This window comes from Tepidimicrobium xylanilyticum (assembly GCF_900106765.1).
Lineage (GTDB): Bacteria > Bacillota > Clostridia > Tissierellales > Tepidimicrobiaceae > Tepidimicrobium > Tepidimicrobium xylanilyticum.
In genome coordinates, this window is the sequence record NZ_FNNG01000004.1 from 188,626 (window position 1) to 204,688 (window position 16,063).

The following is a 16,063-nucleotide window of genomic DNA, read 5'->3' on the forward strand; positions in this document are numbered from 1 at the left end:
AAAGGGGGCTATTTTCTAATTGAGTTAAGTTATAGACCCATTCTTCATGATGATTTTTGCTCTATAGGAAAGAAGTTGATATGTTTCAATCTAATATAAAATTTTTTCAATCTTAATTGAAAGTACCTTGCCTTTTGAATTATTAGCTACATAATTTATAATACAATCTTTTAATTGATATGTTAGAATATACATTCCATCGAGTTCAGATATTCCTTCAGAAGTAGGCCTTCCTAAGATGTTTTTTACTTCTTTAGGGCTCATGCCAACCTTAGCACCCAATACCTTGCTGTTCCCTCCATAAATCTCTAAATAATCAGGTCCCCAAGGATAAGCCTTGTTCCCTCCCAAATATCCTATATTAAAACCATTGTAATTATATATCTTATCAATTGGGGCATAGAAAACAGTTTCAATATTATTAGGTTTTCCACATATTTTAATTAACTCATTCTTGCTCATCTTGAAAATCTCATTTAAATTGTCCCTAGTTATATTAAAAGCACCATTCTTATACCAAGAGCTATACTTATTGGCATCTCTATATTGAAAGTCCACAGCTATATATTCATTGCCTTCCTGCTTAATCTTAGCATCCTTTAATTGCCACTTGCCATCTACCCATTTATAAGTATGGTATAATATAGCTTCTGTACCCATGTCTAAAGCACTAATCCTTAAATCATAGGACACTTTTATCTCTCCGGGAGTGTTCAGATCTTCTATATATGCTACATACCATATGGCATCTACTCTTTTCTCCGGTTGCAAATAGAAGCTGTCAAATTGCAGTTCTTCTAATACCTCATCTGTAGGTTTAATGCATATAACCTTATTTAGGTCAGGATAGTCTATATAATAACCAAATAGATAGTTATATTCAATATTATTCAAGTCTTCAATTTCCCTATATATGTTCTTTAATGCCCCAGAGTCATAATCAAATATGTACTCATAAATATATCCATCATGACCATAGTAGTATATTTGTCTAGCCTCAGGTCCGGTTACCCTTTTTACTTCTAGGGTAGGAGGGTCTATACTTCTCATTACTTTAGTTTTTGCCAATATTGCCTTAGATTTCCCATCAACTAATATTATTTCGTCCTCATAGTCTACATTGGAGCGTACTAACAATATGTAATCAAGAATTGAATCATTATTCATATCAGACATTATATATTTAACAAGCTCAAGCTTGTTTTCCTTTACATAATTTTTAACAAACTTATCTTCCTCACTATTATTGGCAGGTACTAAAAAAGCTGGAGAGTTAATGTCAACATAAGCTTTTCCATTTTCCTTTTTATAACCAACTTCATATCCTATCTGTTCGCTAACAAATCTTACAGGTACATAAGTCGTTTTTCCTTTTATCAATGGAGCTTGACTTATTTTTACTTCTTTTCCGTTTACCCTTACAGTATCTTTGCCTATAGGAAGTTCTAATATTATGCCGTCTTTTTTCATATTTACAATTTGATTTATCCCATCCCAATCTAACTGATAACCGAGTGATTCAGATATAATTCTAAGGGGAATAAATGTAGTTCCATTAGTAATAAAAGGAGTATTGCCATTTAAATCAAGTGCCTTCCCATTTACCCTAATTATTACCTGTTCTTCAACTGCTTGGGAAGAACAAGGTATCAATAGTATTAAGGTTAACAGAATCAAAACTAATTTTTTCTTCATAATCCTACCTCCTCATACAATAATCGACCTTATTTATATTATAGCCTATTTGCTTATAATTCAAAAGATGCAAAAGGGACAGATGTTTTTAAATACTGTAGTAACATCAAACAGCCATTTTTTAGTTATATCTTCACTTGTACCATATTTTATCCTAGATAAATACTTTTACATTATCTATTCTTATTAATACTATTGCCTTTTAAATATTAGTAATTAATTCATTTTCAAGTTCATCCAACATATTTGGCATCAACTTTTTCTACTATGCTTTTTTGCTCTGCTAGGGGAAAAGGAATTAAGAAATTTTTATAATGCTGTATAATTGATATTTGGTTGTCCAGTACCTTTGCTTTTATCATGTATTTGCTCCCAATATAAATAAGAATTGAAAAAATGTAAAATATACTTGCAGTTCATTTTCGTATTTATAAGTGCTATGATTTTTATAACCCCAATATTGTATTTATTTATATAAATTTTAAAAATATTATAGACTGACCCCTTAATTTTAGACAATATTTGCTAATATTTTTAATAGCATATTTTGCTTTCAATTCTGTTTATGATATTTTATTACCTGCTGATTAAATATCTTTATCCGAAATATACAAATAATTAAATATGCTAGTAGAATAAACCTACTACACATTAATTGACTCAAAAAATATTGCATTATTGCTTATCCTTTATAAGGTAACTCCTCTTTTATATTAAAAATATTAAATTTAAAAGGAGAATAAAATATGTATAACAATAATGATTATTTTAAACGTATTGAAAAAAGGTCAGTGGAATTATGGGAAAATTTTATAACATCAAAATGTTTTATTACTAAACTGCCTTTGAAACTGTTTTGGTTAGAAATGCAACAAGAAAGGAACAAAATAATTGATATGCTTAATAATAGGGCTTTATCTAAACCAATGATGAATTTGATGAGCACAACCAACTATTTTATTATCAATGATTTAGGTTATGGAGAAGTATGTGAAAAATGCTACAATAGCGGGATTGTTATTTATCTAAAATTATAAAACTGATTATTGATATTGCCCTTATTGCAATGAACTGCATAAATTTAAATATGATAAAGAATCAGGTTTATTATATGACCAAGAAGTTGTCGATATAAAGGTACTTTTGGGATCATCTAAACACAAAGATTTCATATTGGATATTTTAAGATTACACCTACTTTCGAGCAAATTTCACATGCTAAAAAACCAACATACCTGTTCTCATCAGTAAGTGGATGGAAAAATGTAATGACCCTGATGAAGAATGTTCTTAGGATGTTGTGTGTAAATACGTTCTCCCAAATGGCAAAATAAAATTTGAAAGAATCCATACTTATTAATAACGAACAAGTCAGTTTTATCAAGATATATAAGTTGATAGAACTGACTTGTTTCTTTATTTCTTATATCTTTGCAAGCCGAATATCCAATATCCTTTACTGCCTCTTGCAAACTTAACCTTCAAAAAACCGCTGTGCAATATAGATCAACTGGTCTTTTACTAATGTTTTTTTCTTCCATCTGGCAGGAATAGCATCATAGCCATAGTATACCCCAGCCATTCCTCCTGTGACATCGGCTATAGTGTCTGCATCTCCGCCAAGGTTGGCCGCTTCACATACAGCATCCTCAAAAGAAGAAGTATTAATTAAACACCATAATGCACATATCAAAGTATCAAACACATATCCCGTTGACATCAATTCATCTTTTGATAACTGGAATACCTGTTTATACTCACCAAGTGCAATTCGGATAATGTTGCCAATGTCTTTGAGTTTGCTATCATACCATTTTATAAAGTGTTTTCCGATATCTTCGATAGGATTCTCTGGATTATCCAGAATGCCCTCTGCCACAGCAATAGTCATCATAGTATCGTCAGTCACTTCTCCAGGTTTAAGGTTCCAACAGCTACCACCAACAATATCTTTTAGGTATCTATATTTTCTTTTAATCTCATCCTTTGACATAAACTCAAGCGTCCCCCCAGAGCATCTCCACAAGCAACTCCAAAAAGCCCTCCGAGTATTCGGTCATATCTATCCATTCAGATTCCTCCTATAACATCTGCTAAGGCCTACTGTTTAACTTCTCATAAGTTTCAATCAACATATACTCCATAAGGGCATTCCTAAATTGCTCATCGTCTAAAACACGAGTAAAAAATGCCTGATTCTGGTCCATCCTGTCAATTACTTTGTTTATAAACACTTTTTCAAAAGCAAATCTAAAATCATCAATAGTATTTGTTTTAGCCTTTTGAACTAAATCCTCATCTGCAGCAAAATCTTCCTTTATTTGTTCTACCGACAATTGGTCGGCTTTTGTAAAGTCGGTTCCGAAGCGTTGGTTTAGACGCTCGATAATGTTTGAAAGGTATTCTTTCTCTTCTTCCTTTACTCCTGTTCCAGCAAACCTTACTGGCGTAACTGGAATATTTTCATCATCAGGCGTCAGTGAGATACTGCCTTCGAATGTCTTTTTTGTAGTATAGTATTCTAACGCAATTTCATCTGCCAGATGAACAGTAGAGCCCTTTTCTTTCGGCAGTTTTTTAAGCAAGTATGTCAAATATACATATAACTTATGAAGTTCAACATCTTCAAAAGGCGTGATTTGTAGGATAAATGAGTAAAGCCTTATATATTTCGTTGCTTGACTGCTAAAATCTTGCTTCCGCTGTTCCTCCAGTTTCTTAAATCTCTCTACTGCTATGTCTACTAAATGGTTTAATACTGCCCTGTCATTGGAAGTCTTTTTATCTTTTGGTTTGAAATATATATTATTAAACCTATCCAATTCGTTTTTTAAATACACGCCATAGGCATGTAATTGGTTTTCAATATCGTAAAGAAGGTTTGGTTCTGTTATTTCTTCCACGATAGTTGCCTGATAATAGGGCTTGAAGGATTCTTGAATATCCTCTGCTGTATTCACAAAATCAAGTACAAATGTATCTTCTTTTCCAGCACAAGTCCTGTTAAGCCTTGATAAGGTCTGCACCGCCTTGACTCCTGACAACTTTTTGTCTACATACATGGTATGTAAAAGAGGCTGGTCAAATCCTGTCTGATATTTTTCTGCAACTAACAGTACCTGATATTCATCAGTGGCAAAGCGGTCTGGAAGTTCTGACTCCTTAAATTTATTCATACCGCTTTCGGTATACTCTACTTCATCATCCTTTACTGTTCCTGTAAAGGCTACAAGGGTTTTCATATCCTTGTAACCCTTCTTTTTAATATATTCATCAAAAGCAAGTTTATATCTAACAGCATGAAGCCTGGAACTAGTTACGACCATTGCCTTGGCTCTGCCACCTATCTTATTCCTGGTTACATTTCTAAAATGTTCTACCATAATTTCAGTCTTTTGAGCGATATTATGTGGATGAAGACTGACATATCTCGTAAGTGCTTTTGTGGCCTTCGCCTTATCAAAAGCAGGGTCATCTTCTATTTTCTTTGCTAGTTTAAAATAAGTTTCATAAGTAACATAGTTTTGCAGCACATCAAGTATAAAACCTTCTTCAATGGCCTGTCTCATAGAATACAAATGGAAAGGATGAGGAAGTCCATCATCACCTATAGTTCCGAACATCTCTAAGGTTTTGGCTTTTGGTGTTGCTGTGAAGGCAAAGAAACTAATATTAGGCTGTTTTCCTCTTTTCCTTATTGTTTTTAAAATTTCCTCCTCAGGGTCGTATTCTTTGCCCTCTAACTCTTCATCCAGTTTTGCCGCTTCTTCAAGGGTACTTGCCGACAGCACTTCCCTTAAAGAAGCCATGTTTTCTCCTGCACTGCTGGAATGAGCCTCGTCTATAATGACAGCATACTTACGATTTTCCAACTCTCCTACCTTTTCAATGATAAAAGGAAACTTTTGCAGGGTAGAGATAATAATTCTGGTTCCACTTTTCAGGGCATCAGCCAATTGATTTGAGTCTTTATCTATCTTTTCAACAACCCCGTGTTTATGCTCTAATTGATAAATGCTATCCTGCAGTTGCCTGTCCAAAACTTTTCTGTCAGTAATAACAATCACCGAATCAAATACGGGGTTATCGTTATCATCATGAAGATTGGCAAGCCTGTGGGCAAGCCATGATATGGAGTTGGTTTTCCCTGACCCTGCGCTATGCTGCACAAGATAGTTCGTCCCTACACCTTTCTTTTTTGCATCGGCTTCCAATTTTCTTACTACATCTAATTGGTGGTATCTTGGGAATATGACGGTTTCCGATGTATAAGTATTTCCGTCTATATCTTTCTTTTCTTGAGTCTCTATAAATACAAACCTTTTTAGTATATCCAAAATACTATCTTTTTGAAGTATCTCTTCCCAAAGATAATCCGTTTTTAAGCCATCAGGATTGTCTGGATTTCCTTTCCCTCCATCACAACCTTTATTAAATGGAAGAAAAGAAGTTTTATCTCCCGAAAGCCTCGTAGTCATATAGGCTTCTTGAGTATCTACTGCAAAGAATACAATGGCTCTTTTCTTAAACTGAAACAACAGTTCATTAGGGCTTCTGTCTTTCTTGTACTGCATGATTGCATCTTCATAGGTTTGACCAGTAAAAGGGTTTTTAAGTTCCATTACGACAACTGGAAGTCCATTCACACAGATGAGCATGTCAATGCTTTTTTCATTCTTAGTACTGTATTTCACTTGTCTGGTAACAGATATACGATTCTTTTTATAGAGATTCAGTGTTTCTATATTTAATTTACTGGCAGGCTTAAAGTAGGCAAGGTCTAAATACACACCATAGTCTCTAATTCCATGCCTCAATACATCAATCATGCCACGGTTATTAAGTTCACGGTTTAATCGGCTAATCACCTTAAACTGATATTGGTCTTTATAGATTTCTCTTAACTTCTCCATCTTTTTGGGCTGGGTATCTTCTAAAAATTCAAAAAGTAGTTTAGTATCAAGGGCAAATTCTTTATTATAATCATCAGGATTGCCCTTAATATATCCTGATTTTAGAAGATGCTCTTCTACATATTCCTCAAAGCCTATTTCTCTAAGTTCTTCTGGAGTTCTAGCCACTTCTATTCACCCCTACTAATTCTCATCATAACTCTTTGCTATGAGTCCTTTTGCCCTTTCAAAATCATCTTTACTGTTTATCCTAACCTCTAAGTTTCCTGTGCCGTAATGACCGATATTTCTTACATCTCTCGTAAATCCTTCCTCCAATTCTACCTCGTCAGGATTTATATTTAAATACATAAGAATAGTTTTGCTTTTGGGATAAATTTCTACACAGGCAAAATTTCGTATTTTTTTAAAAGCAATGTAGTATTTCAAAACTTTTTCCTGGATGTCATCTCCAAGGCTTAATATAAAGTCCCTAATTGAATAATATATGTCCTGTAATTCCTTATCGGCCTGTTGAAGATTTTCTGTTACTGTTTTATATATGTTTGATTTAGTTGTACTATTATCTGAAGTTATTGTTGTTTGAGATGCCGTAGTGGCATTTACCAGTTCAAACAAAATCAGGTCATCTTCGTATTTTTTATATCTGATAAGTTCAATATTTCTATTAATCTGCTTTACAGCGTACTCATCAAACTTTGTAAAATCCCCTGCTATACATAAAAGTCTAGGCATAGACCATTCAATCTTATCAGCAATATCCTTTCCTAACCTCTCCATTACAAGCAATTTAAACTCTGCCTTATGGTCCATTAGCCAGTCAAGATAAAAAAGCCCCTGATTTATTACATTTTCATTTAATGCTCTCTTGTATTCCAGTATCACCGGACAGTAATTCTCATCAATGCCCAAAGAATCTATTCGCCCGCCATGATTCTTGCCTGTAGAATACTCAGAAGCCAGAAATTTAATTCCAAAGAATGTTTCCATATTGTTTTCAATTAGTGTCTGAAGAGATTTTTCAATTGCCACTGAAGTACCCGCAAGTTCTTTTACCCCATTTTTTATTCTAAAAAGTTTCAAGTCGCCCATATAAATCACTCCGATTTAATTGTTTACATAGTAGTCCCTTACATCGATTTTACCTGTTACTGCTTCGGATATAAGGGATTGGCGGTATTCTTTTAGTTTTTGGATTTGTGTTTGTATATCATTTACCAATTGGTCAATCTGTGTAGTGCAATTGTCAAGATACTCGACAATATACTTTTGCTCATCTTTATTTGGTATTGCACATTCTAAAGCACCGATGTCAGAAGCATTAATAGCAGGATAACTAACTCCTACTGACCTACGAACAATCTCATTAACGTATTTTTCTGACCTCATTAAATAAAATAAGTATTTCGGAACAACCTTTGATAGGGGAGTTAAAACTGCAAATCCTGTCGAACATATTAGGTTTGATTGAACATTTTCGATAAAGGCTATTGCTTTCAAATATGTACGAACTGTAGATACTATGGTATCTCCCTTAGATAAAATTCTCCTTGCTCTACTAGGTGCATCTTTAAAATTCAACCTTTGAATGCCATCAATTTCACCTATTGATGTCACACTACTTATGTCAATATAATCTATTTCATAGTCATCATCCGTACTTTCGCTTAATGTTTTATTATTAATTAATGATACATACTTTATCTTGGAAAGAATCCAATGCTCTGGTATCTCTCCTATCCACTCAATCCCTGAATCTTTCATCCTAACATTCGGATTAAGTCCTTTAGTAACGGCTTCAGTTATTATAGCCTGCCGTTTTTCCTGCAAAAGTTCAATCAATTTTTCCTTATCGGCAATTAAATCATCTATTTCAGCAGTCTTTTGGTCGAGGAAATTGGCAATGGCTTTTTGTTCATCACTTGGTGGAAATAATACTCGGATTTTTGCCATTTCATTATTCATAAGTTTCGGATTTATATCCAATCTAACATATCTTTTTGTTTCAAGAGATAATGCGTAGGTCAAATACGATAAATCCAAGTTATTTTCTTTAGGCTTTAGAGTTCCGCAAACATTTGTACAATTAAACCTTCCAGTTCTTCTAAAAACTGTTCCCGCATTAGCACCGTCAGTTGTCCATGTTACATAATCTCCTTCAAAATCATACGTATTTATATATCCTAAAACACCATCATTTTCTGTTTGAGATGAATATACCGGGTGCTCTCCTTCATTTTCCGCTATTTCAATCTTACTGATAACTCTCCCTCTTCCTAATGTACATATATGGGAAATTCTCCTAAATTCCCATTCCTCTGGTATCTCCCCTATCCACTCAACCCCTGAATCCTTGTACCTTTCATACCTCTTATACTTACTCATTCCCCCATCACCTTCTTCAACTTCTCTGAAATGCTCTTTTCCAACTCTATTATCTCTCTCATAATCTCTTCAGAAGGTCTCAGGGGCTGGTATTTATAAAAATGTCTTGTAAAAGGTATTTCATATCCAATTTTAGTCTTGCTTTCATCTATCCAGGCATCAGGCACATAAGGTTTTACTTCCCGTTCAAAATATTCATATATATCCTCTTTTAAAGGTACGTTTTCAGTATCTCTCAAGTCTGGGTCTGGCTCAGGGTTGCCTTTGTTGTCCACACAAATATCCGCTGTTTCATCTTTTTCGGAAAGGGCAGATAGAATAGCCTTTAATAGAGGACTATTCAAATTAATATTTGCTGCTTTAAAAGTCTTTTTTAGTACTTTAGTAAATTCATCTCTATTTTTATACACAATGGTGGAATCCATTGTTTTTAAGGTATCTATTATTTGCTGCTGCAGTTTTTTCCCTTCTTCTATTTCACAAAGACCTGCTTCACCTTTTTTTCTTGATTTTGCAAGATTATCAAAGGCTCTTTCATTGTATATATTGTTAATTCTTTCTTCAGTCATCTGGAAATTAAGCCTCAAAGGTCTTTCGACAACTATTTTTTGATACCCGAAATCTTCATTATCAAAAATCTTGCAGTATTCATTCTCTTTAAACTCACCATATATTCTCGTAATTTCTCTTATCTGTTCCTCAGTAATTTCATTTCTCTTATTTCCAAGGCTTCTTCTCATTTTCTGATAGAAGTCCACCACATTGACCAACTGTATTTTTCCTGTTCTTACAGGACCTTTCATTGGGTCATTATTTTTACGGTTAGTTACTATCCAGATATAAGTAGAAATACCTGTATTGTAAAATAACTGGTCAGGAAGTGCAATGATGCCTTCTAGCATGTCATTTTCAATTATCCATCGCCTGATTTCCGATTCTCCTGAACCTGCATCCCCGGTAAACAAAGGTGAACCATTAAATATGATGGCAATACGACTACCTTTTTCATCCTGTCTCATTTTAGATATCAAATGTTGCAAGAATAATAGTGAACCATCGGATATTCTGGGAAGCCCAGCACCGAATCTGCCGTTATAACCCTCTTTTTCATATTCCTCACGAATAAACTTCTCCGCTTTCTTCCATTCCACACCGAAGGGCGGATTGGTAAGCATGTACCTAAAGGTTCTGCCCCTGTGTCCATCTTCAGTAAAACTGTCGCCTAAAATGATGTTATCTGCGTTTTGTCCTTTTATGAGCATGTCAGATTTACAAATACTAAAGGACTGAGGATTTATTTCCTGTCCAAATAATTCTACCTGTATCCCAGGGTTTAATTCCCGCATATAATTCTCTGTCACAGAAAGCATGCCCCCTGTACCAGCACAGCAGTCATAAACAGTTACAACAAGCCCTGGTTGGGTTAGTTCCTCATTGTCTTCATTTAAAAGAATATTTACCATAAGCCTGATAACTTCACGTGGAGTATAGTGGTCTCCCGCCTCCCCGTGTTCAGAAAATCTCCTAATCAATTCTTCAAATATGTAACCCATTTCTGTATTGCTTACCACATTTGGATGCAAGTCTATCTTATTAAATTCAGATACAACAAGATAAAGCAGGTTGTTATCATTAAGTTTGGTAATCTGCTTGTCAAAATCAAAATGCTCAATGATTTCCCTGGCATTTTTGGAAAAACCGTTTATATAGTTTCTTAAATTATTTGCGATATTATCGGGGTCAGCCAATAATTTTTCAAAATCATATTTACTGGTATTATTGAATTCCTGCTTTGAAATTCTATTTAAAACAGGGTCCATGTTTTGTAGCCCTGACTTCTTTAAGGCTTCATACTTTTCCAATACTTCCTGCTTAGTGGCTGCAAGAACGCAGTCAAACCTCCTGAGTACGGCCATAGGCAGTATTACATCACCGTACTGTTCTTTTTTATATGGTCCTCTTAATAGTTCTGCTATACTCCATATAAAATTCACTTTATCTTGAAAGTTAATCAACTTTATCACTCCTATGTATTTCTCGATTTTGATACTTTAAGTCATTTATCAGTATATACACGCAAAATTATATCAATCTATACTTTATTATTCTATATTTCCCTTAGGATTTCCTTTACAATTTACAAACTTGTAGAATATCGCAATTTTTTACAAATTTTTTGTAATTTACAACATCATGTCTCTAAAAGAAAGTATAAATAGTTCTTCATTTCATGCAATATTAAGACTCTTCAAAGACGATATCATATAGAATAGTTCATCTAAATACAATATCAATTTTAATGAGTTTATTTCATTATCATAGTTTAAAGCCTGCCCATGAAATATCTTATGTCTACTAAAATCCTGCACTTCATCTGGCTCTGCTGGATTAAACCTGATATAAAATGAATCTATGCAGGTAAAAGCATAGTTAACGATAATACTATCCAACTCTTTTGCCTTTTCCTTAAAATTGTCATATAAAGGACTAAAATTATACGCTGACACACCATAAGTATCCTTCATGAAATCTCGAATAATTCCCTCAAGCATAAATGCCCACACTGGAACAGATAAAGAATACTTTCCCAATTTATGAGCAGCAAAAGCATCGTTTGTTTTATCTTTCCACTTATAGAAATATTCTAGTTCATGCCATTCTCTTATTATTCCTTCTAACTCTTTGTAATCACTGTCTTTATAATAATCACATATCATTTTATCCACATCTTCTTGAAGTAGAGTTTCTCTGTTTCTATGAATATAATTTATTTTATCTATGGGTAAAGAACCGATAAACCACCAGCCAAACTGAAGCATAGTTTGGGCTTTCTTCTTTAAACTTTCCTTTACATTTGCTCTTGCAGTAAGTACACTCTGTATATCAAATAAAAAAGGTTTTATATTATTAATAATACTTTGTTGTACATTTATAAAATTGAACAATTTATCATTATATGTGAAGTTAAGTATATTATTTAGTTCTGTCTCAAGAATCTGTATATGACTCTGTAAGTTGTTATTTAAAGCCCTTCTCAGTGATTCTTGGCTTTCTAATACCCTTCTAATATATTCCACGTTATTTGGCTGTAATATATCCCTTATGGCGTTTATTTCAGAATAGAGGTTTTGAACTGCTGAATTAGTCATTGCTGTAGATGATGCTATTACAGACTGCATTTTTATTGCATTACTTATGTTGTTGTATATCGGATTAATAACCTTCATAGATATATCCATTGTACTTTGCATCTTACTTGCAGTAGCAGCCAATTCCATAAATGCTGGATTATTTATAATATTTCGATATATTTGAGTATCAATAAAAGGAAATTCTACTGTTTCTGTTATCCTGCTTATTCTTGATGCTAACTCTATGCCTGGCAGTATGTTTTTATAGTTATCAATAAAATCTAATTTAGGCTTCATTCGTTCTGCTATTTTTTTCATGTGTTCTCTATACTTTTCTGTTTCTTTTTTATGAATCAAATAGAATTTTTTAAAGAAATTACCTGTTTCTTCAGATACTTCCTCGTCAAACCTCTTTAAATAATCTAAACTATGGATAATTTCTTCTCCAATCTTTTTTAAATCATTATCAGATAATCCTTCTATATCATCTAAATTAAGAGTAGGGAATTCACCTTCTTGGTAAATCACTTTTTGATTATTATTAATTATCTCCAAAACCATAGTGCAGAATGATTTTCTATAATTTTTTGTATCTTTAAAAGCCTTTTCATAAGTACTTGAGGCATTCATACTATAATAAACAGGTATTTTTAATTCTCTGTCCTTCCAATTTACAGATACCAATTTTATCGCTCTTTTATAGGCTTCTGTTATATCTCCCAAATTTGTTATTTCCTTCATATCTTTAGGTTTTTTTTTCACAGATATCATCCTTTATCCAAATACTGTTATTTCCATTTTACGACATACTAATTTATTTTTCAATAAAACAATATATTATGGCAACACGTTCTAAATGGCTTTAATAAAGATGAATATGTGGATTTATTGAAACAGAGTACATGCCTAAACCGACATGTACTCTACTTGAAACATCACAATAAAAAATTTTCTATATATACTGCTTATACTTTATTTTGGATAAAACATTAAATGAGATTCGAAAATCCATAAATCAAAACCATACTTAAATGACTCTTCTGTGTCAATATAATAGTCACAATTATATCGCGTGATTTAAATGTTATTCCAATAATATTTTATCCGTTCTTCCTTTTCTTTTATTATTGTGTTTATAATGTTGTATTTAAAATAATGGTAACATTTTGGTCCAACCTCTTTTAAGTGGCCAGTAAAAGCGATTCCCAAAGCAATCGCTATCATCTGCTAAATAATATAATTTGTCTTTAATTTTATATATTGGCTGTCCTAAATAGTATCCAATTAAATATTCTTTATAATTTTTGTTAAAATAACTATAATAATCAAAGTTTTTTTGCATTTCTACATCCTTAGTAAGAAATTTAAGAATTTCTCCTGAAAGATTTATTTGGAATGTATCTCCCTCTCCACTAAAAACCAAGGAATCCTCACCATCTTTTTCATCTTTATATCTTTTTATAAAATTATCCACGGCTTTTTTAAATATATTGTTATTATCTTTCCAATAAATTCCATTAAGGATTATATGCATTATATAATCCATTCCGTTTGTAGAGCAATTTTCTATAAAGTTCTCCATTTTTCTTTTAGGATATACCCTTTTAATCTCTTCGCTTTCTTGAAGAATATATAAGTCTAGTTCTTTTATTTCATAAAATTTAACATAGCATATTTCATACATAGAGGATACATCCAAATCGAAGATATAATGTATATCTTCATAAGCCCATATATATTCATCTTGAATATCAAACAAAAAAGTATCTTTATATTTTTCTATCTCATTAAAATCTTCTTTTGTTATTTCGTTTAATGGTTTTTGTGATAATAAATATTCAATTTTCTCTACCACATGGTCTGTTATTTTATAGTTTAAAAGTTGTCTCATAATAAAAACTCCTTTCTTAAAAAATCCATATATATTACATAAGCAGGTATTTGAAAAATACCTAACTTTATACTTAGCCTGTACCCTTAAAATCATATTTCCAATGTAAAGGAGCATTTGGCAAAATGCCTCTAATTTTCTTTTTTGTTTCTTTTGCAGGTGCTCTAATATTTATCAGAAAAGACGCCTCCCCTATATCCCTCATATCATTAGAGCAAAATTTATTCTAAAAGCCGGGAGTGCAAACTTATTAAAACTGTATTTGGACCATTTAACCCCTATATTAGAAGCATAACATATAAAATCCTTGGTTCTTTTTGCAAGCATTTTTCCTCCTACATTTATAGTATTACACATAAATAATTTGAAGTTTTTTATAAGACTTATCTCCCTAAATTATTGAGCATAACACATAAAAAACTGAAAATTTCTATTTCCCACAGAACTCTAATCCTTATACCTTGTTCCTTTCATTCTTGTTTGCATCAAAAAAACTGCCTACTATTAGTAAGACAGTTAATAAAAGAGGCATTAATGATAAAGCCCTTACTTGTCTGGAGCATTTTAGATGCAATTAATTATTCATGTCAAGTATATTTGTCTCAAAAATCTATTCTTTACCCTTAAATTCCAATCCCCCAAGGGCTTATCTCCTTTCTATCTCCTGCTATATATCTAATAAATACTTCACAATCAGTTCATCTAATCTTTGACTCAGTTTCAATGTTTCTTCATTATTCAGCCCCTTACCCCCTTGAACAACTTTCTTATTCAATTCATCTCTTAATTTTTCTATTTCCTGAATTAAATACTTCAATTTTGTACTGTTCTGTTTTTCTTAAGTTTTTTTCATTTGCTTCTCTTTGTATAAATCTCTATCTGCCATCTTAATTATATCCCCCACATTTATTAAAGAATTATAATATGCCACTCCTGCACTAATTTGAATACTTATTCTTTGGCCTGCATTTAATTCATTAATCTCTTTTCTTATTCTTTCTATTACTTTTTTTGCTGCCCTTTTATCTTGATTAAATAACAGAATTAGGAATTCATCTCCTCCGTATCTTATTCCTAAGTCCTCTTTCCTTATATTCCTTTTAATCGATTGCCCTACTATCTTAATAACCCCATCCCCTGCCAAATGCCCAAAACTGTTGTTTATGTTAATCTAAAAGTGGTCCACCATTTCAGTTGAAAACTGGTCCACCTTTAAAATATAATACCCCTATGAATGTTTTTTAGGGGGAGATGGAAGGTGATAACACTGGACCAGAAAGCAGAAATATTACTAAAATATTTCAGAGAAAATAAGTCACAAAGGGCAATAAGTAAAGAGCTTGGTATTTCAAGAACCACAGTACAAAAATACATTAAGGAATTTCAATCTAAAAATGAAAGATTGCAAGAATTAGCAAAAGGCGAAGAAAGAAATAAAGCTGAAATACTTCTTTTAATTGAAGAAATGGCATCTAAACCTAAATATGATACTAGTAACAGGAAAAAAGTAAAATTAACAGATGAGGTAATGGAAGAGATAGATAAGCTTATCTTGCTAAATGAAAGAAATAAAGAGCTGGGAAGAGCTAAGCAACTAATGAAAAAGATAGACGTACATGAAGCCTTAATAGATAAGGGATATGATATTGGATATACAACAGTCTGCAACTACATAAAAGAAACTTATGAACAAAAAGAAGCATATGTTAGGCAAGAATATACTTTAGGAGAAGTATTAGAATTTGATTGGGGTGAAGTTAAGCTTACCATTAATGGGAAAAATACTACCTTAAACATGGGACTTTTCACAACTGCAAAAGGTTCATACCATTATGCAAGGCTTTACCATAATCAAAAGATGGAGAATTTCTTAGATATTCATGTAAAGTGTTTTAATCACATTGGGGGTGTTCATAGGGAAATAGTTTATGACAATATGAAACAAGCAGTAAAAAGATTTGTATGTAGAAATGAAAAAGAAGCCACTGAAGACTTAATTAAAATATCCTTGTACTATGGCTTTAAATACAGGTTCTGTAATGTAGCTA

At 32.5% G+C, this 16,063-nt stretch carries 13 protein-coding genes; 2 read left to right on the plus strand and 11 right to left on the minus strand.

Annotation, left to right across the window (positions count from 1 at the left end; all coding sequences use genetic code 11):
* Window positions 1-90: 90 nt before the first annotated feature.
* Together BLV68_RS06530 and BLV68_RS16095 are read right to left on the minus strand one after the other, a co-directional pair.
* Window positions 91-1,695 carry a copper amine oxidase N-terminal domain-containing protein gene (locus BLV68_RS06530; RefSeq protein WP_093752050.1) on the minus strand — a complete coding sequence of 535 codons (1,605 nt, stop codon included), beginning with the start codon at window positions 1,693-1,695 and terminating at the stop codon, window positions 91-93.
* Window positions 1,696-1,928: 233 nt separating this feature from the next.
* Window positions 1,929-2,057 carry a hypothetical protein gene (locus tag BLV68_RS16095; RefSeq protein ID WP_268807615.1) on the minus strand — a complete coding sequence of 43 codons (129 nt, stop codon included), beginning with the start codon at window positions 2,055-2,057 and terminating at the stop codon, window positions 1,929-1,931.
* A gap of 384 nt (window positions 2,058-2,441) precedes the next feature.
* On the opposite strand from BLV68_RS16095, the gene BLV68_RS06535 reads away from it, so the two are divergent.
* Entirely contained in the window at window positions 2,442-2,732 is a 291-nt protein-coding gene (locus tag BLV68_RS06535; protein WP_093752052.1) for a hypothetical protein, read from the plus strand.
* 437 nt (window positions 2,733-3,169) lie between these two features.
* Here the strand turns inward: BLV68_RS06535 and BLV68_RS06545 are convergent, their stop codons facing one another.
* The 9 genes from BLV68_RS06545 to BLV68_RS06585 all read right to left on the minus strand — a co-directional run bounded on the left by BLV68_RS06545 (window position 3,170) and on the right by BLV68_RS06585 (window position 15,186).
* Entirely contained in the window at window positions 3,170-3,688 is a 519-nt protein-coding gene (locus tag BLV68_RS06545; protein ID WP_200773680.1) for an ADP-ribosylglycohydrolase family protein, read from the minus strand.
* A 100-nt stretch (window positions 3,689-3,788) separates the two neighbouring features.
* Window positions 3,789-6,776: a type I restriction endonuclease subunit R gene (locus tag BLV68_RS06550; protein WP_093752056.1), complete on the minus strand. Its 2,988-nt coding sequence runs from the start codon at window positions 6,774-6,776 to the stop codon at window positions 3,789-3,791.
* A 15-nt stretch (window positions 6,777-6,791) separates the two neighbouring features.
* Window positions 6,792-7,700, minus strand: coding sequence for a DUF5655 domain-containing protein (locus BLV68_RS06555; protein ID WP_093752058.1), 909 nt, complete (start codon window positions 7,698-7,700; stop codon window positions 6,792-6,794).
* 15 nt (window positions 7,701-7,715) lie between these two features.
* On the minus strand, window positions 7,716-8,993 hold the full coding sequence (locus tag BLV68_RS06560) for a restriction endonuclease subunit S (RefSeq protein WP_093752060.1): 1,278 nt from the start codon (window positions 8,991-8,993) through the stop codon (window positions 7,716-7,718).
* The gene (locus BLV68_RS06565; protein ID WP_093752062.1) at window positions 8,990-11,008 is read right to left on the minus strand and encodes a type I restriction-modification system subunit M; all 2,019 of its coding nucleotides are present in this window, start codon (window positions 11,006-11,008) and stop codon (window positions 8,990-8,992) included. The genes BLV68_RS06560 and BLV68_RS06565 overlap by 4 nt, the downstream gene beginning before the upstream one ends.
* 213 nt (window positions 11,009-11,221) lie before the next feature.
* Window positions 11,222-12,886, minus strand: a complete 1,665-nt coding sequence (locus tag BLV68_RS06570; RefSeq protein ID WP_093752064.1) for a hypothetical protein — start codon at window positions 12,884-12,886, stop codon at window positions 11,222-11,224.
* Window positions 12,887-13,271: 385 nt separating this feature from the next.
* Window positions 13,272-14,015 (minus strand): hypothetical protein, encoded by a 744-nt coding sequence (locus BLV68_RS06575; protein ID WP_143035250.1) that lies wholly within the window; start codon window positions 14,013-14,015, stop codon window positions 13,272-13,274.
* 667 nt (window positions 14,016-14,682) lie between these two features.
* Complete coding sequence (locus BLV68_RS06580; RefSeq protein WP_093752068.1) at window positions 14,683-14,832, minus strand: aspartyl-phosphate phosphatase Spo0E family protein; 150 nt, start codon at window positions 14,830-14,832, stop codon at window positions 14,683-14,685.
* A 21-nt stretch (window positions 14,833-14,853) separates the two neighbouring features.
* Complete coding sequence (locus BLV68_RS06585) at window positions 14,854-15,186, minus strand: GGDEF domain-containing protein (protein WP_093752070.1); 333 nt, start codon at window positions 15,184-15,186, stop codon at window positions 14,854-14,856.
* Between the two features lie 87 nt (window positions 15,187-15,273).
* Here BLV68_RS06585 and BLV68_RS06590 point away from each other — a divergent pair.
* The coding region (locus BLV68_RS06590) for a helix-turn-helix domain-containing protein (protein ID WP_159428640.1) at window positions 15,274-16,063 on the plus strand (790 nt) is incomplete at its 3' end.

Excerpts from the sequence above, each read along its gene's own strand:
- BLV68_RS06530 (WP_093752050.1), bottom strand. The coding sequence starts at position 1,695 with ATGAAGAAAAAATTAGTTTTGATTCTGTTAACCTTAATACTATTGATA.
- BLV68_RS16095 (WP_268807615.1), bottom strand. The coding sequence starts at position 2,057 with ATGATAAAAGCAAAGGTACTGGACAACCAAATATCAATTATACAGCAT.
- BLV68_RS06535 (WP_093752052.1), top strand. The coding sequence starts at position 2,442 with ATGTATAACAATAATGATTATTTTAAACGTATTGAAAAAAGGTCAGTG.
- BLV68_RS06545 (WP_200773680.1), bottom strand. The coding sequence starts at position 3,688 with ATGTCAAAGGATGAGATTAAAAGAAAATATAGATACCTAAAAGATATT.
- BLV68_RS06555 (WP_093752058.1), bottom strand. The coding sequence starts at position 7,700 with ATGGGCGACTTGAAACTTTTTAGAATAAAAAATGGGGTAAAAGAACTT.
- BLV68_RS06560 (WP_093752060.1), bottom strand. The coding sequence starts at position 8,993 with ATGAGTAAGTATAAGAGGTATGAAAGGTACAAGGATTCAGGGGTTGAG.
- BLV68_RS06575 (WP_143035250.1), bottom strand. The coding sequence starts at position 14,015 with ATGAGACAACTTTTAAACTATAAAATAACAGACCATGTGGTAGAGAAA.